Genomic DNA, 23,908 nt, shown 5'->3' on the forward strand with positions numbered 1-23,908 from the left:
CAGACGGCATGGTTTATTTTTCGACGGGCAGCCCGAAATGCAGGTAGGTGCGTTCGGTCGCCATCCTGCCGCGCGGGGTGCGTTGCAAAAAGCCTTGTTGGATGAGGTAGGGTTCGATAACGTCTTCGATGGTGTCCGTAGATTCGCCGATGGCGGCGGCAACATTATCCAAACCGACGGGGCCGCCGCCGAATTTGTGCAAAACGGCTTCGAGAAATTTCCTGTCCATCACGTCCAGCCCCTGCGCATCCACGTCCAGCATACTTAAAGCGGCATCGGCGACGGCGGCATCGATTACGCCGTTGTTTTTCACGTCGGCGAAATCGCGCACGCGGCGCAACAGGCGGTTGGCGATGCGCGGCGTGCCCCGGCTGCGTTTGGCGATTTCTTCCGCGCCTTCTTCGGACATATCGAGCTGCAACAGTTGTGCCGAACGGCTGACGATGGTGGTAAGGTCGCGGTTTTCGTAAAACTCGAGGCGGGAGACGATGCCGAAGCGGTCGCGCAACGGATTGGTCAGCATACCGGCGCGGGTGGTCGCGCCGACAAGCGTGAAGGGCGGCAGGTCGATTTTGACGGAACGGGCGGCGGGCCCTTCGCCTATCATAATGTCGAGTCGGTAGTCTTCGAGCGCGGGGTAGAGGATTTCTTCCACAACAGGGCTTAGCCGGTGGATTTCGTCGATAAACAATACGTCGTGCGGATCAAGGTTGGTCAAAAGGGCGGCGAGGTCGCCGGCGCGTTCGAGGACGGGGCCGCTGGTTTGGCGCAAATTCACGCCCAACTCTTTGGCGATGATGTGGGCAAGGGTGGTTTTGCCCAGTCCGGGCGGGCCGAAAAGCAAAACATGGTCGAGTGCTTCGCCGCGTTTTTTGGCGGCCTGGATGAAAATGGCGAGCTGCTCTTTGGCTTTATGCTGCCCGATGTAGTCGTCCAGCGTTTTGGGGCGGAGGGCGCGTTCGAGCAGTTCTTCCTGTTCGGAGGCGGTTTGGGCAGCAACGATGCGTTGCGGTTGCGCGGCGGTCAGGTTGTCGGTTTGCAGCATAGTGTTCCCTTTGTCGGGTATGCCGTCCGAACGGTCGGCGGCGTTTCAGACGGCATTGGAAAGATAACGGTCAAAAGCGTTTTATCCGCGCGTTTCGCGCCAAACGAGATAGTCGCGCAGGGGCGGCATAGGCGGGTTGATGCAGTGGGGGCAGATGCCTGTGGTGTCTTCGTCGTCGCTGTCGATGTGGTAGGCGTTGGGATCGAAGCGGACTTGCTGCATTACCGCCTGCGCCAATGCCTGCGCCTGAACAACGTCGAAATTGAATTTTTCGAGGATTTCGTTCAACAGGCGGATTTCGCCCTCGCTGAATTCCGCGCTGTGTTTGAGGATAAGGCGTTGATAATCTTCATTGTTGATTTTAGATAATAAATCGGTTTGTAGGGTCATGATTTTATGTCGGGGGCGGAATGGCTGAAGGATGGATTATAGCGGATATGGCGGCGGCTGTTGCAAAGCTTGGATTGGGTATCGTCCTCAAAATTCTCAAAGTAGCCATATTGTGCGTTTTAATGTTTTTCTGTCTTTTCTTGCTCCGTCCGAAACGCTTTTTGCAATGGGGTAATTTCTGTCAGCCGCGCCCGATCGATTTCTTCGGCGATAAGGTGCGTTTTTCCCTGCGCGCGGCATTCGGCGGCGATTTTGCCCGAATCCGCCTGATTGGCGGCTTCGAGCAGGGCGAGCCAGTGCGCGCGTTGCGGGTAGGGCGTGTGTTCGCGGTTCAGACGGCCTTGTGTGTCGGCAATGCAGACGTTCAATGCCGTCTGAAAACGCTCGGGACGGCGGAAGGCATCGGTTTTTTTCAATACGTTCAGAATGGTTTGGCTTTTAAGCTGTCCGACTTGGTGGAAAATAATGTGCCAACGGCAAACCAATTCGGCAAGCTCGGCACACTGCCTCGGCGCGCGCAGCCGTTGATTGACTTCGCGCACGGGTTTTACGCCGTTGATGTCGTGTCCGTAGTGGCGCGGCAGAATGTCGGGCGGCGTTTTGGCTTTGCCCAAGTCGTGCAGCAGGGCGGCATAGCGTTCGGGCAGGCTCAAACCCATATCGGCGGCGCGTTGCAGCGTCATCAGGGTATGGATGCCGCTGTCGATTTCGGGATGATAGTCGGCGCGTTGCGGCACGCCGAAGAGGGCATCGACTTCGGGCAGCAAGACTTTGAGCGCGCCGCATTCGCGCAACACTTCAATCATTTTGCGCGGATTTTTTTCCATCAAACCTTTCGCCAACTCCTGCCAGACGCGTTCGGCAACCAATGCGTCCGCTTCGCCGTTTTCTACCATCTGCCGCATCAGCTTCATGGTTTCTTCGGCGATTTCAAAACCGTAGCGAGCGGCAAAGCGGGCGGTACGCAGGATGCGGACGGGATCTTCGGCGAAGGCAGGAGAGACGTGGCGCAAAATGCCTGCCGCCAAATCCCGTTGTCCGCCGAAAGGGTCGATAATCTTGCCGTCCGCATCTTGCGCCATCGCGTTGATGGTCAGGTCGCGGCGCATTAAGTCCTGCTCGAGCGTAACGTCTTTGTCGGCGTGGAAACTGAAACCGGCGTAACCTTTGGCGGTTTTGCGCTCGGTGCGGGCGAGGGCGTATTCTTCGTGGGTTTTAGGATGGAGGAATACGGGAAAATCTTTGCCGACAGGCTGGAAACCTTGTGCCAGCATGGTTTGCGCATCCGTGCCGACCACCGCCCAATCGCGGTCTTTGACAGGCAGCCCCAAAAGATAATCGCGGACGGCGCCGCCGACGAGGTAAGTCTGCATATGCTTCCTATTTTAAACTTATCAATAATGCCGTCTGAAGAGGCTTCAGACGGCATTGTTTCAACCGGAGGGTATTTTGTGCGTTCATGCTACGCCTTTTTTCTCCAAGTAACTTTCGTAATCGCCCAAGTAGTGTTCATATCCGCCTTTGCCATCCAATTCGATGATTTGGGTAGCCAATGAAGATACAAACTGACGGTCATGCGAGACGAAAATCAGCGTGCCGTTGTATTTTTCCAATGCCATGTTCAAGGATTCGATGCTTTCCATGTCCATGTGGTTGGTCGGTTCGTCCATGACCAAAACATTGGGTTTCAAAAGCAGCAATTTGCCGTAAAGCATACGGCCTTTTTCTCCGCCGGAGAGAACCTTCACTTTTTTCACGACATCGTTGCTGCCGAAGAGTAAGCGACCCAAAGTACCCCGGATGACTTGTTCGTCGTCGCCTTCCCGACCCCATTGGCGCATCCATTCGCTCAAGTCCATATCGACGTCGAAGTCGTTTTCATGGTCTTGCGGGTAGTAGCCGACGCTGGCTTTTTCCGCCCATTTGATGCTGCCTTCGTCCGGCAGCAGGCCGTCTGAATATTCGGGGTTATACGCGCCGGCCAAGAGTTTCAGCAGGGTGGATTTGCCCGCGCCGTTCGGGCCGATGATGGCAAGGCGTTGTCCCGCTTCGAGGATAAAGTTCAGGTTTTTAAACAACTGGGTTTCAAAACGTTTGGCCAGTTTTTCCACTTCCACCGCCTGACGGTGCAACTTGGCCTTTTCGTCGGCTTCAAAACGGATATACGGGTTTTGACGGGTAGAAGGTTTAACTTCGACCATCTCCGATTTGATTTTGTCTGCCTGTTTCAGACGGCTGGTTGCCTGACGGGCCTTGGATTTGTTGGCACTGAACCGCGCCACAAATTCTTGCAATTCCTGCAATTTTTCTTTTGCCTTGGCGTTGTCTTTCAGGGCGCGTTCGCGCGATTGGGCGGAAGCGAGCATATAGTCGTCGTAGTTGCCCGGATAGATGGTGATAGTGTTGTAGTCCAAATCCGCCATATGGGTGCAGACTTCGTTCAAAAAGTGGCGGTCGTGCGAAATAATAATCATGGTGGAGTCGTATTGGTTCAACACGCCTTCCAGCCAGCGGATGGTATTAATGTCCAAGTTATTGGTCGGTTCGTCCAAAAGCAATACATCCGGTTTGGAGAACAGGGCTTGCGCCAGCAATACGCGCAGTTTGAAGCCTGGGGCAACTTCTGCCATGGTCGCATCGTGCAAATCTTCGGAAATGCCCACGCCGCTCAACAGTTCGGCAGCGCGCGCTTCGGCGGTGTAGCCGTCGTATTCGGCGAACTTGGCTTCCAGTTCGGCAGCTTTCATGTAGTCGTCTTCGGTAGCTTCGAGGTTAGCGTAAATCGCATCACGCTCGGTCATCGCCGCCCACATTTCAGTGTGACCCATCATCACCACGTCCAGCACGCGCATGTCTTCGTAGGCAAACTGGTCTTGGCGCAATTTACCCAAACGCACGCCGTTTTCAATCGCGACTTCGCCGGCAGTCTGTTCCAAATCTCCGCCGAGGATTTTCATGAAGGTGGACTTGCCTGAGCCGTTCGCGCCGATCAAACCGTAGCGGTTGCCTTCGCCGAATTTGACGGATACGTTTTCAAACAGCGGCTTTGCGCCGAACTGCATGGTGATGCCGTTGGTAGAAATCATTACTGGTAAAACCTTATATTGGAAAGAGATTAATTTTTCAAATTTTCGGATTGTAACATAATCCCCTTGCCGTCTGAAACAGACGGGCAAGTTTTCAGACACTTATAGTAAAATATCGGTTTTATTATTTCAGGCAAAAGGTTTCCAAATGATAGTCCTTCATGGCATCCCAAATTGCGACACAGTCAAAAAAGCCAAAAACAGGCTTGCCGAATATGGTATGGAATTTGAATTCCGGGATTTTAAAAAACAGGCGCCTTCCGAAGCGGAAATCCGCCTGTGGCTGGGGCAGGTGCCTTTGGAGATACTGCTCAACAAACGGGGAACCACATGGCGCAAACTTGATGCACTGATGCAGGAGGAAGCCCTGTCCTCAAAGGAAGGTGCGGTCAGAATAATGTCCGAAATGCCCAGCCTTATCAAACGTCCCGTACTGGAATACGGCGGAAAGGTTCATGTTGGTTTCAGCGATGAATCTTATCGAGAGATATTCAAACGTTAATTAAGCCTTCGTGCAGACGTGTATAAAAACCGTTACAATACGGAATTTATATTTCCCAACCCCATTCCATATTCCGATCTGAAAATATGTTCCATTCCATCGAAAAATACAGAACACCCGCCCAAGTCTTATTAGGCCTGATTGCATTAACTTTTGTCGGCTTCGGCGTCAGCACGGTTTCACACCCGGGTTCCGATTACATCGTCCAAGTCGGGGACGAAAAAATCAGCGATCATTCGATTAATGCCGCCATGCAAAATGAACAGGCGGACGGCGGCAGCCCGTCACGCGATGCCGTATTCCAATCCCTGCTGCAACGCGCCTATCTGAAACAAGGTGCAAAACTGATGGGTATTTCCGTTTCTCAGGAACAAATCAAACAGATTATTGTAGACGATCCTAATTTTCACGATGCAGGCGGCAAATTCAGCCATGCCCTTTTGAGCCAATACCTTTCGCAACGCCATATGTCGGAAGACCAGTTCGTCGAGGAAATCCGTGACCAATTCGCATTGCAGAATTTGGTAAACCTTGTTCAAAACGGTGTCTTGGTCAGCGATGCCCAGGCAGAGCAACTGGTCAAACTGACCCAGGTTAACCGTACCATCCGTTCGCATACTTTTAACCCCGACGAATTTATCGGACAAGTAGTAAAAGCAGCCGATGCGGATTTACAGAAATTTTATAATGCAAACAAAAAAGACTACCTGCTTCCTCAAGCGGTCAAATTGGAATATGTCGCATTGAATCTAAAAGACTTTGCAGATAAACAGACCGTCAGCGAAACAGAAGTGAAAAATGCGTTTGAAGAGCGCGTGGCGCGTTTGCCGGCAAATGAAGCCAAACCTTCTTTCGAGCAGGAAAAAGCCGCCGTCGAAAACGAATTGAAAATGAAAAAGGCGGTTGCCGACTTCAATAAGGCGAAAGAAAAACTGGGCGATGATGCGTTCAATCATCCTTCCTCGCTTGACGAAGCCGCCAAAAACAGCGGTTTGAAAGTCGAAACCCAAGAAACTTGGCTGAGCAGGCAGGATGCGCAAATGTCCGGTATGCCCGAAAACCTGATCAATGCCGTATTCAGCGACGACGTATTGAAGAAAAAACACAATTCCGAAGTGCTGACCATCAACAGCGAAACCGCGTGGGTCGTCCGCGCCAAAGAAGTCCGCGAAGAAAAAACCTTACCGTTTGAAGAAGCCAAAGATGCGGTGCGTAAGGCTTATATCCGTACCGAAGCCGCCAAACTTGCCGAAAACAAGGCAAAAGAAGTACTCGCCCAGCTGAACGGCGGTAAGGCCGCCGATGTAAAATGGTCTGAAGTATCCGTATTGGGGGCGCAGCAGGCTCGGCAGTCTATGCCGCCCGAAGCTTATGCGGAACTGCTGAAAGCAAAACCGGCAAACGGCAAACCCGCCTATGTCAGGCTGACCGGCCTGCCGGCTCCCGTGATTGTCGAAGTACAGGCGGTTACTCCGCCCGATGATGCCGCCGCGCGCATCCCGCTTGCAAAACAGGCTTTGGCGCAGCAGCAGTCGGCCAATACTTTCGACCTGCTGATACGTTATTTCAACGGCAAAATCAAACAGACCAAAGGAGCGCAATCGGTCGACAACGGCGACGGTCAGTAATTGATACTTTTGTTGACAACATAACGGTCGGAATATTCCGGCCGTTTTCCCATACGGCGGAATATGATGAGCCACAAAAAACAAGATGCCTTCCAAGGATTGATCGACGCGCTGAAGGTTTTACCCAACGTCGGGCCGAAATCGGCACAGCGGATAGCGTATCATTTGCTCCAACACAAGCGCAAAGAGGCTGAAAAACTGGTGGATGCCTTGCAGACGGCATTGAGGCAGGTCGATCATTGCGCGAGGTGCAACACGTTTTGCGAAGGCGGATTGTGCGATATTTGTGCCGATGAAACACGCGACGGGCGGCGGCTGATGGTGGTGCATATGCCTGCCGACGTGTCGAATATGGAAGCGGCAAACTGTCATGACGGGCTTTACTTTGTTTTGATGGGGCAAATCAATACGGCACTGGGAATGGACGTATCCGCCATCGCATTGGAAAGACTGGCGCAACGGCTGGGCGGCGGGGAAGTCGAAGAAATCATTATTGCAACAGCTTTTACCGCAGAAGGCAATGCGACAGCGTATGTCCTATCCGAGTTTTTCAAAAACCTGCCTTACAAAGTCAGCAGGCTGTCGCAGGGCATCCCCTTGGGCGGCGAATTGGAATATGTCGATGCGGGTACGCTGGCTCAGGCGGTGTACGAACGCCGCCTGATTAAAGAGGGTGGGGCGTAACGCCGCCAATGCAAAATGCCGTCTGAAGCCTTCAGACGGCATTTTTCCGGGCGGTTTACTTGCAGTTGAGCCCTTGAATCTGCAAAGCACCTCCGTTGCCGACTTTGAACACGCACTGCGTCGCGCTGCTGCCGGACACGGTAATGCTGCCGCTGCCGCCGTTCAGGCTGACGGGTTCTTTAACGCCCATACCGACTGCCGTTGCCGCCAGCTTTTGCGCGTCGGCTTCGGAATAAGGCGTGTTGTTGGCATCGATTTTGATTTCTTTGGCATAGGCTGTCGAAACAGTAAAAACGGCAACAGCACACAAAGCGGAGATTTTCCTGATATTCATTGTTTTCCTTAAAGAAAGGTTTTGTTTCAAGAGAAGGATAGGGCAGTTCGGCACGTTGTGCAAGTTTTCCGCCCTGTTTTTCCGAATTTGCCATATACCGCGTCTTTATTTGCACAGCCTGCCGTTCGGACGCTGCCGGGGTTTTACGGTACAATAAACTTTTGCCGCCGCCCCCAAACCGCCGTCCGGGGCGGCACGTTTGCAGACATTTTTAAGGTAGCGTTATGTTTTCTCTAGAGGCTTGGATAGGCTTGAGGTATCTCAGGGCGAAAAAGCGCAACGGCTTTATGTCGTTTATCACGATGGTTTCGATTGCCGGAATCGCCTTGGGCGTAACCGCGCTGATTGTCGTCTTGTCGGTTATGAACGGCTTTCAGAAAGAAATACGCGGGCAGCTCCTGAATGTCGCGCCGCACGCCGAAATCGGCTATATCGACAATACGGATACGGATTGGCGCAACCTGCTTCGGTTTACCGAAAACCGCAAAGGTATTTTGGCTGCCGCGCCCTATGTTTCCAATCAGGCATTGCTGGCTCATGCGGGCGAAATCAGAGGCGTGCAGATGCGCGGCATTTTGCCGTCTGAAGAGCGCAAAGTGGTGGAATACGGCGACAAAATGCCGGCTGGCAAGTTTGAAGACCTGATTCCGGGCGAGTTTGACATTATCCTCGGTGTCGGTTTGGCGGAGGCTTTGGGTGCGGAAGTCGGCAATAAAGTTACCGTCATCACGCCGGAGGGTAACGTTACCCCCGCCGGAGTCGTACCGCGCCTGAAGCAGTTTACCGTGGTCGGTCTGGTTAAGACGGGCGTTTACGAAGTGGACAACTCATTGGCGATGACGCATATCCAAGACGCGCGCGTACTGTACCGCTTGGATAAGGAAGTTGCGGGGCTGCGGCTGAAACTCGCCGACCCGCAAAACGCCCCCGCCTTGACGGCAACGCTGATTCCGGAGGCGCAAAGGGACACGGTTTGGGTACGTGATTGGACGTTCAGCAACCGAAGCTATTTTGAAGCGGTCGAACTGGAAAAACGGATGATGTTCATCATCCTGACGCTGATTATCGCTGTGGCGGCATTCAACCTTGTCTCTTCCTTGGTGATGGCGGTTACGGAAAAGCAGGCGGACATTGCGATTTTGCGGACTTTGGGTCTTTCCCCTGCCGGCGTGATGAAGATTTTTATGGTGCAGGGCGCGTTTTCAGGCTTTTTCGGCACGCTGGCGGGTGTGGTCTGCGGCGTGCTTTTGGGTTGGAACGTCGGCAGGGTCGTAGCGTTTTTTGAAAACCTGCTCGGTGTCCACCTCATCAATTCGCAGGTTTATTTTATCGACTACCTGCCCAGTGATGTCGATATGGGCGACGTTGCCCTGATTGCCTGCATTTCTTTGGGACTGTCTTTCGTTGCCACGCTCTACCCGAGCTGGCGCGCGTCAAAAACCCAACCGGCGGAGGCTTTGCGTTATGAGTGAGTTGATTTTGAAATGCGAAGGCGTGGGCAAACGCTATCGGGACGGCGGTTTGGACGTTCGGGTGCTGCACGGCTTGGATTTGGAAATCCGCGCGGGGGAAAGCACGGGCATCATCGGTTCTTCGGGCAGCGGCAAATCGACGCTGCTGCATATTTTGGGTGGGCTGGATATGCCGTCTGAAGGCAGGGTGCTGCTGATGGGCGAGGATTTGCGTGCCTTAAACCAGCGGCGTTTGGGCGATTTGCGCAACCGCCATCTCGGTTTCGTGTACCAGTTCCACCATCTTCTGCCCGAATTTTCGGCACTGGAAAACGTGATGATGCCCCTTCTAATCGGCAAAAAAAACCGTGAAGAAGCTGCGGAGGCAGCAATGGCGATGCTGGAAAAGGTCGGACTGAAGCACCGTTCGGCGCACCGCGCAGGCGAACTGTCCGGCGGTGAGCGGCAGCGTGCCGCCATTGCACGTGCCTTGGTTACGCAACCCAAATGCCTGCTTGCCGACGAGCCGACCGGCAACCTCGACCGGGCAAACGCAAGGAATGTTCTGGATATGATGCTGGAACTGAAAACGGAATTGGGGACAGGGCTGGTGGTCGTAACGCACGACGACGAACTTGCCGGCCGCTTCGGGCGCGTGATGGAGATGAAAGACGGCAGCCTGCACCCCAAACAGGGCGCAAACGCCTAAACAGCCGAAACAACACCGCGCCGTCTGAAGCCCCGTGCCTTCAGACGGCATTTCGACAAGGAATACGATGGAACGGCAGACAGATGAATTTGCCCAAGCGGCAGCAAGGGCTGCAATCCGTTTTTTGGAACACTATGCGGGTTCAGGCAGCGAAGTGCTTGCAAACTGTACCGAACGCCTGTTTCAGGCATTGCAAAACGGTCATTCGTTTATCCGTTTGAGCGGTGGCGAGGCTGACGCGCTGTCGGCACTCGAACCCGTAGTCGGACGATCCGCATCACCCTTAATTTTAGAAGGCAGAAGGCTGTTTTTGGGTAGGATGTGGCAGTTGGAATACGATTTGGCAGCCGAGATAAAACGTTTGGCGGCAGCCGGCACGTCCGCCCCTGACGCGGCAAGCGCGCGGCAAAACCTCGCAAAATGGTTTCAAGGCGCGGGAAGCGAAGGACAGCGCGATGCGGCCGCCTTGGCACTGTCGCAGTCTTTTATGGTGATTACCGGAGGGCCGGGAACGGGCAAAACGACGACGGTTGCCAAACTGCTGGCACTGATTTGCGGTGAAAACGAAAATCTTCCCAACATCGCGCTTGCCGCACCGACAGGCAAAGCGGCGGCACATATGGCGCGCGCGCTGCACCGTGCAATCAACGGTTTTGACGAGCCGGAGGCCGTCCGCCGCCATTTGCTCAAACTGGAAGGGCAAACCGTCCACCGCCTGCTGAAGCTGCGCCCGCCCAAAATGCAGGCAGCGTTCAACCCTGTTTACCCGCTGCCGTTTGATATATTGATTATCGATGAAGCTTCGATGCTGGATACGGTATTGATGCTGCAACTTTTGAAAGCGGTCAAAATCGGCGCGCGCGTGATTCTGCTGGGAGATGAAAACCAGCTTCCGTCCGTCGGAATCGGGGCCGTGCTGTCCGTCTTGTCGCAAAAAACCGTTTTGGACGGAGAAACGCATCAAAGGCTGGTCGGCTTCCTTCCGGAACACGGTTTCAGCGTCAGCGCAAATCCGCCCGTGTTGGCACAAAACACCGCCCATCTGTCGTTCAGCCACCGCTTTGGCGACAACAGCGGCATCGGCTGCCTTGCCCGTGCCGCCGTATCGGGCGATGAGGGGGCGTGGGCATTGTTTGACCGGTTTCCGGACGAACTGGAACATTCGGAATGCAGTCCGAACGCTCGAGTCGAAAGGTTGTACCGGGCGCACAAAGCCTATTGGCAGGCGGTAAAAGACGGCAATATCGAAGCCGCATACGCGGGCATCTCGGATATCGTGGTTTTGGCAGCTTGGCGGCAGGATGCGGAAGACTTCAACGAAGCCTATTGCAGCCATGTACGCCGCAAAATGAACATACCGGAACATCCGGCATATTTTGCCGGAGAGCCGATTATGATCAGGCAGAACGACTACGCGCTTGAACTGTTCAACGGCGACATCGGACTGATTATGGAAGATGTCGGACGGCAGGGCAGCCTTGCCGCCTATTTTGCCGATGCGGACGGATTTAAAAAGGTTGCAGTCAGCTGCCTTCCGGATTTTGAACCCGCATTCGCCATGACCGTCCACAAAAGCCAAGGTTCGGAATACCGGGAAGTCTGGCTGCTGCCGCCCTCCGCCGTACCTTCGGACGAAGGGGACGACGCGCTTTCAGGCTTGAGCAGGGGGCTGCTTTACACCGCCATTACCCGCGCGAGGGAAAAGTTCGTATTCTTCGGCGGGGAAAAAACCTTCCGGCAAGCCGCCGCCACCGTCAAAACGCGTCAGACGGCATTGGGCAGTATGCTTGAGCGGGTATTTTCACAAGGATAATCCGGCCGGCGGCGCGGGCGTTCCGATGCCTGCCGCCGGAAGCGCGCCGCCCCTTATGCCTTTTTCAAACGGTATAGGAAAGTAGTTTCCCTGTTTCGGGCAAAAGCCAGCGGATCGTCCGGGTCGGCAGCTTTTTTGTGGTTCGGCTTGGTTTTCATAATATCGGCAACGCGCAAACCTGCCTGAGCAAATGCCTTATCCAGAAAATCGGACGGACGCAGGTGCAGATGTTCGGCAAGGTCAGAAATGATCAGACGGATTTCTCCATCGGGATTCAGATGTTTCGGCGCATCACGCAAAAACGCAGCCAGCATTGCAGATTCGGGGTCGTATAACGCGGATTCGACGGCGGAAGTCGGCTTGGCGGGAAGCCAGGGCGGATTGCAGACAATCAGATCGGCAAACCCTTCGGGAAACAGATCGGTTTCGCGGATTTCAACCTGTTTTTCAAAGCCCAAACGGGCAATATTGGCACGGGCGCAGGCGACGGCTTTAGGATTGGTATCCGTGCCGATGACGGAAGGAATGCCCTGTTTTGCCAAAATGGCGGCAAGCACGCCCGAGCCCGTCCCGATATCGAATGCCGTCTGAAAACCCGTTGACGGCGCATGGGCAAGCAGGTCGAGGTATTCGCCGCGCAACGGCGAGAATACGCCGAAAGGAACGTGTATGCTGCCGCCCAGCTGCGGAACGGCAACCCCTTTTTTATGCCACTCGTGCGCACCCATAAACCCCAGCAGCAGATTGAGCGGCAGGAAAAACGGTTTGCCGTCCGCCTCTCCGTACACGTCGAGCAAGGCGGCGCGTATATCGGGCGCGCGTTTGTTGTCCAACACAAAACCGGGGCGGATTTCAACGGCAAGCATATTCAGAATACGGCTCTGTTGCGCCTGCTTCATACGGTGGGCATGGAAAAGGGCGGCGATATCCGCATCGGAACGGACGGCGGCAGGTTTGCGGACCTTCTTCTTCATTGCCGAAAGCACCTGTTTCGCATTGTGGAAATCGCCCTGCCAGACAGTTGCAATATTTTGATAGGCAGCCTTTAAAATGCCGTCTGCACCGCTTTCGCGGACATAATGCCAACCTTTGGGCGGCTTTTGCAGACTTTCGTTGCGCCATTCGAACCCGTTATCGGGAAAAATAAAAGAAGACATGGAATACCTGCGTCATGTTTTGAAAATAGGGCGGCAGAACCGTAAACCATACGGATGGTACAGCAAGGAGCGGCAACACAGAACTGTTTTTTGTTCCCGCCTTGTCTTTCCAAGCCCATGCCGTCTGAAGCCGGAATGTTTCAGACGGCATCGCATCAAACTCCATAAATAAACCGCGTATGCTTGAAATAATGCTTTCAACCCCAATTTACGCGGCAATCCGTATTCTGTCAGACACAAGAGAGTATCCATGACACAAAAAGAAAAGCATTTTGAGGAATATGCCGCCTTGGCAACCCTTCCTTTGCGGGATGTCGTCGTTTACCCGCATATGGTTCTGCCGCTGTTTGTCGGCAGGCCGAAATCCATCGCCGCACTGGAAAACGCCATTACCCGCGAGGAGCCGGTTTTCCTGTTGGCGCAAACCGATGCGGCGGTAGAAGAACCGATTGCCGCCGACCTGTATCAGACCGGTACGGTCGCACAAGTCCTGCAAGTGTTGAAACTACCCGACGGCACGGTAAAAGTGCTGGTCGAAGGGCTGTATCGCGGACGTGTTCTGACCATTGAAGACACGGGCGGGCTGTTCGTTTCCCATATAGAGGCGGTCGTGGAAGAAGACACGGGCGGCAATACCGACCTCGAAGCCGTGCGCCGCACCCTGTTGGCGCAGTTTGAACAATACGCCAAACTCAATAAAAAAATCCCCGCCGAAATCATCGGCAGCATCAACGGCATTGCCGAAAACAGCCGGCTAACCGATACGGTCGCAGCGCATTTGCAGTTGAAACTGGCGCAACGCCAACAGATTTTGGAAATTCCCGAAATCGGCAAACGGATGGAATTCCTGCTGGCACAGCTGGAATCCGAACTCGACATTATGCAGGCCGAAAAACGCATACGCGGACGCGTCAAACGCCAAATGGAAAAATCCCAGCGCGAATATTATCTGAACGAACAGATTAAAGCGATACACAAAGAATTGGGCGAAGAAGACGAAAACGGCGAACTGGATGCCTTGGAAGCAGGCATCAAAAAGGCGGGGATGAGCAAAGAAGCGGAAGAAAAATGCCTGTCCGAACTGAAAAAACTCAAAATGATGCCGCCGATGTCTGCCGAATCCACCGTCGTACGCAACTACATCGACACCCTGCTCGAACTGCCGTGGAAGAAAAAATCCCGCGTCAGCAAAGACATCGCCAAAGCCGGACTGGTGCTGGATGCCGACCACTACGGCCTGGAAAAAGTCAAAGAACGGATTTTGGAATACCTCGCCGTCCAAAAACGCATGGACAAACTCAAAGGTCCGATTCTGTGCCTGGTCGGTCCTCCGGGTGTGGGCAAAACCTCTTTGGGCGAATCCATCGCCAAAGCGACGGGGCGAAAATATATCCGTATGGCCTTGGGCGGCGTGCGCGACGAAAGCGAAATCCGCGGGCACCGCCGCACCTATATCGGCTCTATGCCCGGTAAGATTTTGCAGAATATGGCAAAAGCCGGCGTAAAAAACCCGTTGTTCCTGCTTGATGAAATCGACAAATTAGGCAGCGACTTCCGGGGCGATCCCGCCAGTGCGTTGCTTGAAGTACTCGATCCCGAACAAAACAACAAGTTCGCCGATCATTATGCCGAAGTAGATTACGATTTGAGCGATGTGATGTTTATTGCGACTTCAAACAGCCTGAATATCCCGACCCCGCTGCTCGACCGTATGGAAATCATCCGTCTTTCGGGCTATACCGAAGACGAAAAAATCAATATCGCGATGCGGTACCTCGTGCCGAAGCAAATGAAGCGCAACGGCGTGAAAGAAGGTGAATTGGCAATCGAAGAAAGCGCAGTGCGCGATATTATCCGTTATTACACCCGCGAGGCGGGCGTGCGTTCGCTCGACCGCGAGATTGCCAAAATCTGCCGCAAGGTGGTGATGCAGATTACCTTGGACGAAGACTCAAAAACCAAAAAAACCGGAAAAGCCAAGCCTAGGGCGGTTAAAGTAAACGAGAAAAATCTGCACGACTATTTGGGTGTGCGCCGCTTCGATTACGGCGTTGCCGAAAGCGAAAACCGCGTCGGGCAGGTAACCGGTTTGGCGTGGACGGAAGTCGGCGGCGAACTGCTGACCGTCGAAGCCGCAGCCTTGCCGGGCAAGGGCGTGATCCAGTGTACCGGCCAGTTGGGTGATGTGATGAAGGAATCCGTGTCCGCAGCATGGTCTGTTGTCCGTTCCCGTGCAGAATCAGTGGGTTTGGCTCCTGATTTTTACGAGAAAAAAGACATCCATGTTCACGTTCCCGAAGGTGCGACCCCGAAAGACGGTCCGAGTGCGGGCATTGCCATGACTTTGGCGATGGTGTCCGCATTCACCAAAATCCCTGTGCGTGCGGATGTTGCCATGACGGGCGAAATCACCCTGCGCGGCGAAGTCCTGCCGATCGGCGGTCTGAAGGAAAAACTGTTGGCTGCGCTTCGCGGCGGCATCAAACACGTCCTGATTCCGAAAGACAACGTCAAAGACTTAGAGGAAATCCCTGAAAACGTGAAAACCGGCCTGACCATCCATCCGGTCAAATGGATAGACGAGGTATTGGCTCTGGGTTTGGAAAGCCAACCTGAGCCTTGGGCAGAACCTTCTGGCGCGGAAGCGGCGGCGGAACCCGCTTCAAAACCGAAACCCCGAAGCAGGGCAACCAAACACTGAAATGCAGGAAATGTGTTGTAAAAATGCGGTTTCGTCCTGAAAGCCTGTAAAATAGGGCGATTCCATATTTTTTGCTTGACACGGCAATTTCAGAATTGCTATAAAGCGAAAGTTGCTCAAGCAGTACAAACTCCCGAATATTCGGGCATTTCATCATTTTTTAAGATAGGAAGGGACTGATTGTGAACAAGTCTGAATTGATCGAAGCGATTGCTCAAGAAGCCGGCATTTCCAAAGCCGCTGCACAAAAAGCTTTGGATGCCACTACCAATGCAGTAACCAACGCCCTGAAACAAGGCGACACCGTTACTTTGGTCGGTTTCGGTACTTTCTACGTCGGCGAACGTGCAGAACGCCAAGGTCGCAACCCCAAAACCGGCGAGCCTCTGACCATTGCCGCCGCCAAAACGCCTAAATTCCGTGCAGGTAAAGCATTGAAAGATGCACTGTAAACTGTTTTTCAGTAAAAAGCCGATTCCTTGAAGAATCGGCTTTTTGTTTGTCATGTTGGTCAGTTTGAAAAAATGCCGTCTAAAACAGGTTTCCCATGTTCAGACGGCATTTCCATGCCTAATTTAATCGGCTTTCAAATCCGCGACACATTGTTTGTCTCGCGTTTCAAACGCGTTTGCGCCGCCGAGCAGGTCAAGCTGTTCTTGTGCACCGAGTTTGCCGAAGGAGCTGATCTGTTTCTCGCTCAACCTGTCCAAAGGCTGTTCCCACATACATTTGCAGTAATCGGTGGCGAGGCGGGTATTGTCCGCATCCAAGCCGCGCGCTTTCAAATCGTTCTGCCATTTTTCGGCAAACGGTATGTTTTTCACGCAAGACTCGACAATTCTCTGCTTCGCCTGCGGTTTGGACATCGCGCATTGGGAGAGTAGGGCGGTTGAAGCGAGCAACGCCAAAATGACCCACGCCCAAATACGGATGGTGCGGATTTTGGCTTTTGCTTTTTTACGCGCGGCAACCTGCTCTTCCGTCGGCATTTCGTGTTTCAGCTCAGTCATGCAGGCTTTCCATGCGGATCATGGTAATCGGTTTTTCCACGCAATCCAGTGCTTCGATGGCTGCGATTGCCGACTTGATGTGTTTTTCGACCGTGCTGTGGGTCAGAATCACGATTTCGGCAGTGGTTTGATCAATCACGCCTTTTTGAATCAGTGCTTCGATGGACACGTTTTCTTGTGCCAACAGCGCGGCGATTTGCCCCAGTGTACCCGGTTCGTCTTTGGCTTGGACGCGCAGGTAGTAGCTGCTGGTGATTTCGTCCATAGGCAGGATGGTTTGCGCTTGGACTTGGGCGGGCTGGAACGCCAGATGCGGTACGCGGTGGCCGGTATCGGCTTCAATCAGGCGGGCGATGTCGATGATATCGGCAACCACGGCGGAAGCAGTCGGCAATGCGCCCGCGCCCGCGCCGTAATATAAGGTTTCGCCAACCATGTCGGCGTTGACGCGCACGGCGTTCATCACGCCGTTGACGTTTGCCAAGAGGCGGCTTTCGGGAATCAGGGTAGGGTGGACACGCAATTCGATACCTTTTTCGGCTTTGCGGGTGATGCCCAAAAGTTTGATGCGGTAGCCGAGTTCTTCGGCGTATTTGATGTCGCGGCTGTCGAGTTTGCTGATGCCTTCGAGGTAGCAGGCGGAGAAGTTCATCGGCGTACCGAATGCCAGCGCGCTCATGATGGTGATTTTATGGCCTGCGTCGTTGCCTTCGATGTCGAAGGTCGGGTCGGCTTCGGCGTAGCCCAACGCCTGTGCTTCTTTCAATACGTCGGCAAACGCGCTGCCTTTTTCGCGCATTTCGGAGAGGATGAAGTTGCTGGTGCCGTTAATAATGCCGGCGATGGATTTGATTCTGTTTGCCGCCAAACCTTCGCGTAGGGCTTTGATAATCGGGATGCCGCCGGCGACTGCCGCTTCAAATTGGACGATAACGTTTTGTTTTTCCGCCAACGGGAAGATTTCGTTGCCGTATTCGGCGAGCAGTTTTTTGTTGGCGGTAACGATGTGTTTGCCGTTTTCAATGGCTTTCAACACCGCTTCTTTGGCGATGCCCGTGCCGCCGAACAGTTCGACGACGACATCGACATCTTCACGCGCGACCAGATCGAACGGGGCTTTGACGAAGGCGGCGGACGGGCAGGTTTGACGGGCTTTTTCTTCGCTCAAATCGCACACGGCAGAAATACGGATTTCGCGCCCCAAGCGGCGGGAAATTTCCTCCGCGTTGTCCCGCAACACGGCAGCCGTACCGCCGCCGACCGTACCCAAACCTAAAAGACCGATGTTTACTGGCTTCATTGTGCCTCCTTGCAAGCCGATTGAATATGAACATAGAAAGACGAAAGTATCCGTTGCCGATATAATTGTGCCGCACTTTGAATCAAATGCCGTCTGAAACCGGCAGGCGGGTCAGATGAAATCTGTCAATCCTACATTAATTCGCCTAATTTTGCACCCCTTTCGGTGCGGATGATGCGGAAACGGGGTAAAAAAATGTTGTTTGAAGAAAATCCGATAGACGGACAATTTGCAGAGTATACACACCGGTCGGGCGAAATCCGATTGGCAGGGCAAAGTTTCCATAAACCCGTGCTTGTACATAAGGATTCGGTCTGCCTGTCGCAATGCCGAACTTTGTCCGACCTGACTCCGGAAAACCTGTTGTCCGACATCAAACCTGTTGACTATCCGGAAATATTGATTATCGGGACGGGCGCGGCGCAGGAGTTTATCCATCCCAAAATCATCGCGGATTTTTCCCGAGTCGGAATCGGCGTGGAATGCATGAATACCGATTCGGCATGCAGGACATTGGCCTTTTTGCACTCGGAAGGGCGTAAAGCTTGGGCATGGCTTCAGCCGTAAATTTCCCATTTCAGACGGCATCAGCACTTTCTTTCAGGTAAAATACGAGCTTTTTCCGCCCGATGATGTTTCCGTTATGATTGAAATTAAAAATCTCACCCTGCAACGCGGTTTGAAAGTCCTGCTTGACAAAGCCAACGCAACTGTCAATCCCAGTCAGCGCGTCGGTTTGATCGGCAAAAACGGGACGGGCAAATCCAGCCTGTTTGCCTTAATCAAGGGCGAAATCACTCAGGACGGCGGCGATATCTCGATTCCGAAAAACTGGCGGATTTCCTCCGTTTCCCAAGAAACGCCCGACTTGGACATTTCCGCTTTGGATTACGTTTTGCAGGGCGATACCGAGTTGCAGGCTTTTCAGACGGCATTGGCGCAGGCGGAAGCGCAAAATAACGGTATGAAGCAGGCGGAATATCATGCTAAATTGGAAGAAATCGACGCTTATACCGCGCCGGCCCGTGCAGCGAAATTGTTGAACGGGCTGGGTTTTTCGCAAGAAGAACATAGCCGTCCCGTCAAATCCTTTTCCGGCGGCTGGCGTATGCGTCTGAACCTTGCACAAGCCCTGATTTGCCGCGCCGATTTGCTCTTGCTTGACGAACCGACCAACCACTTGGATTTGGAAACCGTCTTGTGGTTGGAAAACCACCTTGCCTCTTTACCTTGCACGCAAATCATCATTTCCCACGACCGCGATTTCCTCAATGCGGCCACCACTCAAACCATCGAATTGTCGCAGCAGAAGCTGACCCAATACGGCGGCAATTACGATTTTTACCAAAACGAACGTGCGCAGCGTCTCGCGCAGCAACAAGCCGCCTATGTCAAACAGCAGGCGCAAATCAAACATTTGCAATCCTTTATCGACCGCTTCAAAGCCAAAGCCACCAAAGCCGTTCAGGCGCAAAGCCGCATGAAGGCGTTGGCGAAGCTCGAACGCATCGCTCCCGCGCATCTGGACAGCGAGTTTTCCTTTGAGTTTTACAATCCCGAACATCTGCCCAATCCTTTGCTGAAGCTGGAGCACGCTGATTTAGGTTACGAAGGCAAAACCGTCCTGCACGACATTACCCTGTCGCTGGAAAGTGGCGCACGTTACGGGCTATTGGGTGTCAACGGCAGCGGTAAATCTACCTTTATCAAAGCCTTGGCGGGCAAAATCGATTTACTTTCCGGCAGCATCGTCCGTTCCGAAAAACTCAATATCGGCTATTTTGCCCAACACCAACTCGACACCATCCGCGCCGACCAAAGCCCTGTTTGGCACATTCAGCAGCTTTCGCCCGAAGTGCGGGAACAGGAAATCCGAAATTTCCTCGGCGGCTTCAACTTTGCCGGCGATATGGCGTTGCAGAAAACCAAACCCTTTTCCGGCGGGGAAAAAGCACGCCTCGCCCTTGCTATGATTATTTGGCAAAAGCCGAATCTGCTGCTGCTTGACGAACCGACCAACCATTTAGACCTGGATATGCGCCACGCCTTGACGCTCGCTCTGCAAAGTTTCCAAGGCGCCTTAATCATCGTATCGCACGACCGCAGCCTGCTTGAAGCGACTACCGACAGCTTCCTCCTGATCGACAAAGGCCGTCTGAAGAACTTCGACGGCGATTTGAACGATTATCGCCAATGGCGTTTGGCACAGGAAAACGCCGCCGCCGCACCCGCAGCATCGGCACAAAGCCAAAGCCGCAAAGACACCAAGCGCATCGAAGCGCAAATCCGTCAGGAAAAAGCCCGACGCGGCAAGCCGATACAGCAGAAAATCGACAAAGCCGAAAAAGAAATGGCGCAGCTTTCCGACGTTCAGACGGTCTGTGAAACATTTTTGGCACAAGAAGACGCTTACCTTGAAGCAAACAAAGAAAAATTGCAAAACACCTTATCCGAGCTGGCAAAAGTCAAAACACAACTTGCCCGAATCGAAGAGGTTTGGCTGGCTTGCCAAGAAGAATTGGAACGGATTGAAACTGAAATCGAGAAACAGTTTGCCGAGCGATAAAGAAGCGCGGGCAGGGTGCTTATCTTTACCTGCCGATAACGGTATAATTCGGACGTTACCACCGCCTTTTTACTTTACCGGTATGAATATCAGACTTTTTGCTGCCTTGCTTCTCCTGTCCCTTTCCGGCGCGGCGGCGCAAGCCTCCGTATACCATTGCAACTCAAATGGCAAAAGCGTATATACATCAGACCCGTCAGGATCGTGCGCTGATGCGGATTTGCCTAAAATCAGCAGCCATCAGGGAGGCGGATACCGCCTGAAAATTAAAAAACTCAGTCAAGAAGCCAAAATACACGCAGGAAACAAAAAGAAAAAACCTGCCAGGAAAAAGAACAGGCAGGCTGCCAAAGCCCCGAAGGAAAATCAAAAGCGGACAACCGAAAAGAAAAGCCCGTAAAACTCCAAGCAAGCCTTACAAAAAATCCCCAAAAATCAAATTATTATCCGAGTATCAAACACATTATGAAATCAAAACTCCCTTTAATCCTAATCAACCTTTCCCTGATTTCAAGCCCATTGGGTGCGAATGCGGCCAAAATCTATACCTGCACAATCAACGAAGAAACCGTTTACACCACCAAGCCGTCTAAAAGCTGCCACTCAACCGACTTGCCCCCGATCGGCAACTACAGCAGCGAACGCTATATCCCGCCCCAAACATCCGAACCGGCACCATCACCGTCAAACGGCGGACAGGCTGTCAAATATAAAGCCCCGGTCAAAACAGTATCCAAGCCGGCAAAATCCAATACGCCCCCGCCGCAACAGGCGCCCGCAAACAACAGCAGACGTTCCATTCTAGAAACAGAATTGAGCAACGAACGCAAAGCATTGGCTGAAGCCCAAAAAATGTTATCACAAGCACGTCTGGCAAAAGGCGGTAACATCAATCATCAAGAAATCAACGCATTGCAAAGCAATGTTTTGGACAGACAGCAAAACATCCAAGCCCTGCAAAGGGAATTGGGACGTATGTAAGGCCGTGTTTTCAAATCGACCGTTCCAAGGCTTTGACAGAAGAAATGATGAAAAAGCAGGAGAATTTTTGGGATAAGTCAGGCGATTTACTGTTTGCACCCGTTAATATGATGTTTTAGATTAAAAAAGTATGGGCGGCATATCTGTGTGTCTGCTGCCTGTATATCGTATTGAAGGTCAATTTTCAAAACACATACAGCTGTTTCCGATAGTTCGCATAATGTATATTATGTTAAATTTATAATAGACTGAATAGATATTTTTGCAAATCTATTCAAACCCATTCAGAACTCAGCCACTTATATTAGGGAAATTTCTCAATGGCGGCAACAAAAAAAGTCAGTCAAGTCATCGCCCGACTAGAAGAGACCGCACAAATAAAACTCTATGACAAGTTTAAACGCTGTGGCATAATTTCACCCCCCCCATTACTACACAAAAGGATGAAAAATGAAGAATCTGATTCTTGCTTTGGTTGATATAAAAAAATGCTTTAACACGCCATATTATCAAAAGGCATCTTGTTGTGATTATGTAGAGCATGGCATTTGGGGCTGGGTTTTAGAAAACCCGCGTGATGTGATGCTTAAGCCTGTAAATGGGCGATTGAGATTGTTTGATGTAGATGATAATTCAATTGAGTTTATGTCAGATGATGATGATTGGTTTGTTCATGCAGATAAGCTGGCCGATCAGTCTAAGGGCATCGGTAGTGCGAGCCTGATTTTAAATTACGATTAACGACCGCCGAAAGGCGGTTTTTTTATGAGGTTTGATTATGGCTAGAAAAGTAAAAGGCAGTGGCACAAGTTTTCGCGGCACCACTGGTGGTGCGGCTGGTAATGCGCGTAAGCGTCAATTTGCACAAACCCAAAACCGCAAGGCTTTGGGCGGTGGTGGTAAGGGCGGTTAACCATGTCTAATCTCCTGTTTGAAACAGTTAAGACGGCAAGCAGGATTTCGGACAAATGTATTGTGTGTTTTTCGGGCGGCAAAGACAGCATAGTAACGCTGGATTTGTGCGCCCGTTACTTTAAGCGCATTCATGTTGTGTTTATGTACTCTGTGCCGGGCTTGAGTTTTCAAGAGGCAAATTTGCGCTGGTACGAAGCGAGATACGGTATTGAAATTGAACGCATACCGCATTTTATGATTTCGGAGTGGATGCGGTACGGTATTTTCCGGAAAGGAGACTACACCGTCCCTGTCGTCAAGCCGCTTGATGTCTATCAGTATTTGAGGCTGTCGTCCGATATGTGGTGGATTGCGGCAGGTGAGCGCATCGCCGACAGCATTGTCCGTCGGGCTATGATTAAAAACAGCGGCAGTATTGATGACAAGCGCGGGCGGATATACCCAGTGGCGCATTGGAATAAAGCCGAAGTGATGCGCTACATCCGGCATCACAGATTAAAACTTTCGCCTGAAAGTGCCGTATTGGGGCATTCTTTCCGTTTGCTTGAACCGTCCGAAATGGCGTTGCTGAAAAAGCACTATCCCGCCGATTACAAGAAAGTGGCGGAATGGTATCCGTTTGTCGAAGCGGCTGTAAGAAACTACGAGATGAATCATGAAGAAAACGTCTACCTATCATTAGCATTCATTATCTCTCTTCAATCAAACAAGCCTTTTCAATCAGCTCTCTGACCCAGCGATAGGCAGGATCTTTATGTGTCCGTTCGTGCCAAATCAATGTTTTGGTGAAGCCTTGAATTTCAAGGGGGGGCTCAAAGCGTTTAAGATTATTTAAATGAATAATCAAGCGCTCAGGCACAACTGCTAATAAATCACTTTGTTCCAGCAATTCAGGCAAGACAATAAAATTTTGTACCGACAGGCTGACATTTCTTTGTAGTCCCATGGCTTGTAGGGCTTGGTCGGTAACACCGCTGAAGCTGCCACCATGATAGGAAATCAAGGCTTGCTCTAACTGGCAAAATTGCTCAAGGGTCAGTTGGGATTGTTGGGCTATGGGGTGATCGTGGCGAACGGCACAAATATAGCGTTCGTCATACAAATTTTTTGCGTGAATATCTGGTGCTTGGAAGTCTGGTGTTACCAGTGCAAAATCGATTTGTCGCTGTTCCAGCTGATTTTGTACGATGCTTTCGTTAATCGCCAGTACCGCTACTTTAATTTTTGGGGCTTGGATTTTTAGCAAATGCAGAAACGGCACAATTACGGCACGCATTGCATAATCCGTGCAAGCGATGCGTACGGTTAATTCCGCCGTGGTCGGATCAAACTGCGGCGGCTGTAATAATTGCTCTACTTCATTCAGCACCTTTTTCACTTGCGGGGCAAGTTCTAATGCCCGATTGGTCGGCACTACGCCACGTTGCACTCGCACAAACAGCGGATCATCAAAACTGTCGCGCAATCTTGTCAACACGCCACTCATTGCCGGCTGCGTAATCGCTAAACGCTCGGCGGCTTTGCTTACGTTACGCTCGTCCATCAATACCGAAAAGGCTTTCAGCAAATTCAAATCAAGAGTTTGTAAGGATTTCATTTTTAGCTCACTTTATTCTTCTAATATCATTTTATCTGA

The 23,908-nt window shown here is 52.2% G+C and carries 25 protein-coding genes; 15 read left to right on the top strand and 10 right to left on the bottom strand.

The features are described from left to right. Positions 1–13: 13 nt before the first annotated feature. The 4 genes from ruvB to Q9J80_RS04885 form a co-directional block, all read right to left on the bottom strand. Positions 14–1,045: a Holliday junction branch migration DNA helicase RuvB gene (ruvB, locus tag Q9J80_RS04870; RefSeq protein ID WP_301669991.1), complete on the bottom strand. Its 1,032-nt coding sequence runs from the start codon at positions 1,043–1,045 to the stop codon at positions 14–16. An 81-nt stretch (positions 1,046–1,126) separates the two neighbouring features. After that, positions 1,127–1,435 (bottom strand): hypothetical protein, encoded by a 309-nt coding sequence (locus Q9J80_RS04875; RefSeq protein ID WP_301673324.1) that lies wholly within the window; start codon positions 1,433–1,435, stop codon positions 1,127–1,129. A 119-nt stretch (positions 1,436–1,554) separates the two neighbouring features. Continuing rightward, positions 1,555–2,808 carry a multifunctional CCA addition/repair protein gene (locus Q9J80_RS04880; RefSeq protein WP_301673325.1) on the bottom strand — a complete coding sequence of 418 codons (1,254 nt, stop codon included), beginning with the start codon at positions 2,806–2,808 and terminating at the stop codon, positions 1,555–1,557. A gap of 84 nt (positions 2,809–2,892) precedes the next feature. Further along, a complete protein-coding gene (locus Q9J80_RS04885) occupies positions 2,893–4,521 on the bottom strand; it encodes an ABC-F family ATPase (protein WP_301673326.1) in 1,629 nt (542 codons plus the stop codon). Positions 4,522–4,669: 148 nt separating this feature from the next. Here Q9J80_RS04885 and Q9J80_RS04890 point away from each other — a divergent pair, with 148 nt between their 5' ends. The 3 genes from Q9J80_RS04890 (at position 4,670) to recR (ending at position 7,335) form a co-directional block, all read left to right on the top strand. Continuing rightward, positions 4,670–5,023 carry an arsenate reductase gene (locus Q9J80_RS04890; RefSeq protein WP_304671582.1) on the top strand — a complete coding sequence of 118 codons (354 nt, stop codon included), beginning with the start codon at positions 4,670–4,672 and terminating at the stop codon, positions 5,021–5,023. An 86-nt stretch (positions 5,024–5,109) separates the two neighbouring features. Continuing rightward, positions 5,110–6,651: a SurA N-terminal domain-containing protein gene (locus Q9J80_RS04895; RefSeq protein ID WP_301673328.1), complete on the top strand. Its 1,542-nt coding sequence runs from the start codon at positions 5,110–5,112 to the stop codon at positions 6,649–6,651. Between the two features lie 66 nt (positions 6,652–6,717). Continuing rightward, the gene (gene recR / locus Q9J80_RS04900) at positions 6,718–7,335 is read left to right on the top strand and encodes a recombination mediator RecR (protein WP_301673376.1); all 618 of its coding nucleotides are present in this window, start codon (positions 6,718–6,720) and stop codon (positions 7,333–7,335) included. 55 nt (positions 7,336–7,390) lie between these two features. Here the strand turns inward: recR and Q9J80_RS04905 are convergent, their stop codons facing one another. Then, positions 7,391–7,669 carry a hypothetical protein gene (locus tag Q9J80_RS04905; protein WP_003714116.1) on the bottom strand — a complete coding sequence of 93 codons (279 nt, stop codon included), beginning with the start codon at positions 7,667–7,669 and terminating at the stop codon, positions 7,391–7,393. A 224-nt stretch (positions 7,670–7,893) separates the two neighbouring features. Here Q9J80_RS04905 and Q9J80_RS04910 point away from each other — a divergent pair, with 224 nt between their 5' ends. The 3 genes from Q9J80_RS04910 (at position 7,894) to recD (ending at position 11,642) form a co-directional block, all read left to right on the top strand. Continuing rightward, a complete protein-coding gene (locus Q9J80_RS04910) occupies positions 7,894–9,141 on the top strand; it encodes a lipoprotein-releasing ABC transporter permease subunit (protein ID WP_301673329.1) in 1,248 nt (415 codons plus the stop codon). Then, the gene (gene lolD, locus Q9J80_RS04915) at positions 9,134–9,829 is read left to right on the top strand and encodes a lipoprotein-releasing ABC transporter ATP-binding protein LolD (protein WP_301673330.1); all 696 of its coding nucleotides are present in this window, start codon (positions 9,134–9,136) and stop codon (positions 9,827–9,829) included. Before Q9J80_RS04910 ends, lolD begins: the two co-directional genes overlap by 8 nt. Positions 9,830–9,896: 67 nt before the next feature. Continuing rightward, a complete protein-coding gene (gene recD / locus Q9J80_RS04920) occupies positions 9,897–11,642 on the top strand; it encodes an exodeoxyribonuclease V subunit alpha (RefSeq protein ID WP_301673331.1) in 1,746 nt (581 codons plus the stop codon). A 53-nt stretch (positions 11,643–11,695) separates the two neighbouring features. Here the strand turns inward: recD and Q9J80_RS04925 are convergent, their stop codons facing one another. Together Q9J80_RS04925 and Q9J80_RS04930 are read right to left on the bottom strand one after the other, a co-directional pair. Further along, positions 11,696–12,799: a methyltransferase gene (locus Q9J80_RS04925; protein ID WP_025458443.1), complete on the bottom strand. Its 1,104-nt coding sequence runs from the start codon at positions 12,797–12,799 to the stop codon at positions 11,696–11,698. Continuing rightward, on the bottom strand, positions 12,774–12,950 hold the full coding sequence (locus Q9J80_RS04930; protein WP_232616780.1) for a nitric oxide synthase: 177 nt from the start codon (positions 12,948–12,950) through the stop codon (positions 12,774–12,776). The genes Q9J80_RS04925 and Q9J80_RS04930 overlap by 26 nt, the downstream gene beginning before the upstream one ends. 99 nt (positions 12,951–13,049) lie before the next feature. Between Q9J80_RS04930 and lon the strand changes: the two genes are divergently transcribed. Then, positions 13,050–15,500: an endopeptidase La gene (gene lon, locus Q9J80_RS04935; protein ID WP_301673332.1), complete on the top strand. Its 2,451-nt coding sequence runs from the start codon at positions 13,050–13,052 to the stop codon at positions 15,498–15,500. A 182-nt stretch (positions 15,501–15,682) separates the two neighbouring features. Continuing rightward, positions 15,683–15,952, top strand: a complete 270-nt coding sequence (locus Q9J80_RS04940; protein WP_025458445.1) for an HU family DNA-binding protein — start codon at positions 15,683–15,685, stop codon at positions 15,950–15,952. A 123-nt stretch (positions 15,953–16,075) separates the two neighbouring features. Here Q9J80_RS04940 and Q9J80_RS04945 read toward each other — a convergent pair whose 3' ends face one another. Together Q9J80_RS04945 and Q9J80_RS04950 are read right to left on the bottom strand one after the other, a co-directional pair. Next, positions 16,076–16,510, bottom strand: a complete 435-nt coding sequence (locus Q9J80_RS04945; protein WP_301673333.1) for a hypothetical protein — start codon at positions 16,508–16,510, stop codon at positions 16,076–16,078. Continuing rightward, positions 16,503–17,810 carry a homoserine dehydrogenase gene (locus Q9J80_RS04950; RefSeq protein WP_301673334.1) on the bottom strand — a complete coding sequence of 436 codons (1,308 nt, stop codon included), beginning with the start codon at positions 17,808–17,810 and terminating at the stop codon, positions 16,503–16,505. Before Q9J80_RS04950 ends, Q9J80_RS04945 begins: the two co-directional genes overlap by 8 nt. A gap of 195 nt (positions 17,811–18,005) precedes the next feature. Here Q9J80_RS04950 and Q9J80_RS04955 point away from each other — a divergent pair, with 195 nt between their 5' ends. The 7 genes from Q9J80_RS04955 to Q9J80_RS04985 all read left to right on the top strand — a co-directional run bounded on the left by Q9J80_RS04955 (position 18,006) and on the right by Q9J80_RS04985 (position 23,004). Then, the gene (locus Q9J80_RS04955; RefSeq protein ID WP_301673335.1) at positions 18,006–18,377 is read left to right on the top strand and encodes an Mth938-like domain-containing protein; all 372 of its coding nucleotides are present in this window, start codon (positions 18,006–18,008) and stop codon (positions 18,375–18,377) included. Between the two features lie 76 nt (positions 18,378–18,453). Continuing rightward, positions 18,454–20,376 carry an ATP-binding cassette domain-containing protein gene (locus Q9J80_RS04960; protein ID WP_301673336.1) on the top strand — a complete coding sequence of 641 codons (1,923 nt, stop codon included), beginning with the start codon at positions 18,454–18,456 and terminating at the stop codon, positions 20,374–20,376. Beyond that, complete coding sequence (locus tag Q9J80_RS04965) at positions 20,363–20,776, top strand: DUF4124 domain-containing protein (RefSeq protein WP_304672786.1); 414 nt, start codon at positions 20,363–20,365, stop codon at positions 20,774–20,776. The genes Q9J80_RS04960 and Q9J80_RS04965 overlap by 14 nt, the downstream gene beginning before the upstream one ends. 65 nt (positions 20,777–20,841) lie before the next feature. After that, complete coding sequence (locus Q9J80_RS04970) at positions 20,842–21,357, top strand: hypothetical protein (RefSeq protein ID WP_301673338.1); 516 nt, start codon at positions 20,842–20,844, stop codon at positions 21,355–21,357. 450 nt (positions 21,358–21,807) lie between these two features. Then, complete coding sequence (locus Q9J80_RS04975) at positions 21,808–22,098, top strand: hypothetical protein (protein ID WP_301669979.1); 291 nt, start codon at positions 21,808–21,810, stop codon at positions 22,096–22,098. Between the two features lie 37 nt (positions 22,099–22,135). Next, positions 22,136–22,270, top strand: a complete 135-nt coding sequence (locus tag Q9J80_RS04980) for a hypothetical protein (protein WP_255489361.1) — start codon at positions 22,136–22,138, stop codon at positions 22,268–22,270. A gap of 2 nt (positions 22,271–22,272) precedes the next feature. After that, on the top strand, positions 22,273–23,004 hold the full coding sequence (locus tag Q9J80_RS04985; protein ID WP_301669978.1) for a phosphoadenosine phosphosulfate reductase domain-containing protein: 732 nt from the start codon (positions 22,273–22,275) through the stop codon (positions 23,002–23,004). Here the strand turns inward: Q9J80_RS04985 and Q9J80_RS04990 are convergent. Beyond that, complete coding sequence (locus Q9J80_RS04990) at positions 22,961–23,869, bottom strand: LysR family transcriptional regulator (RefSeq protein ID WP_301673339.1); 909 nt, start codon at positions 23,867–23,869, stop codon at positions 22,961–22,963. The two genes, Q9J80_RS04985 and Q9J80_RS04990, sit on opposite strands and share 44 nt — an antisense overlap. Positions 23,870–23,908 lie beyond the last annotated feature (39 nt).

It is taken from the genome of Neisseria blantyrii, assembly GCF_962747855.1.
In the GTDB taxonomy this organism is placed as follows: Bacteria; Pseudomonadota; Gammaproteobacteria; order Burkholderiales; family Neisseriaceae; genus Neisseria; species Neisseria viridiae.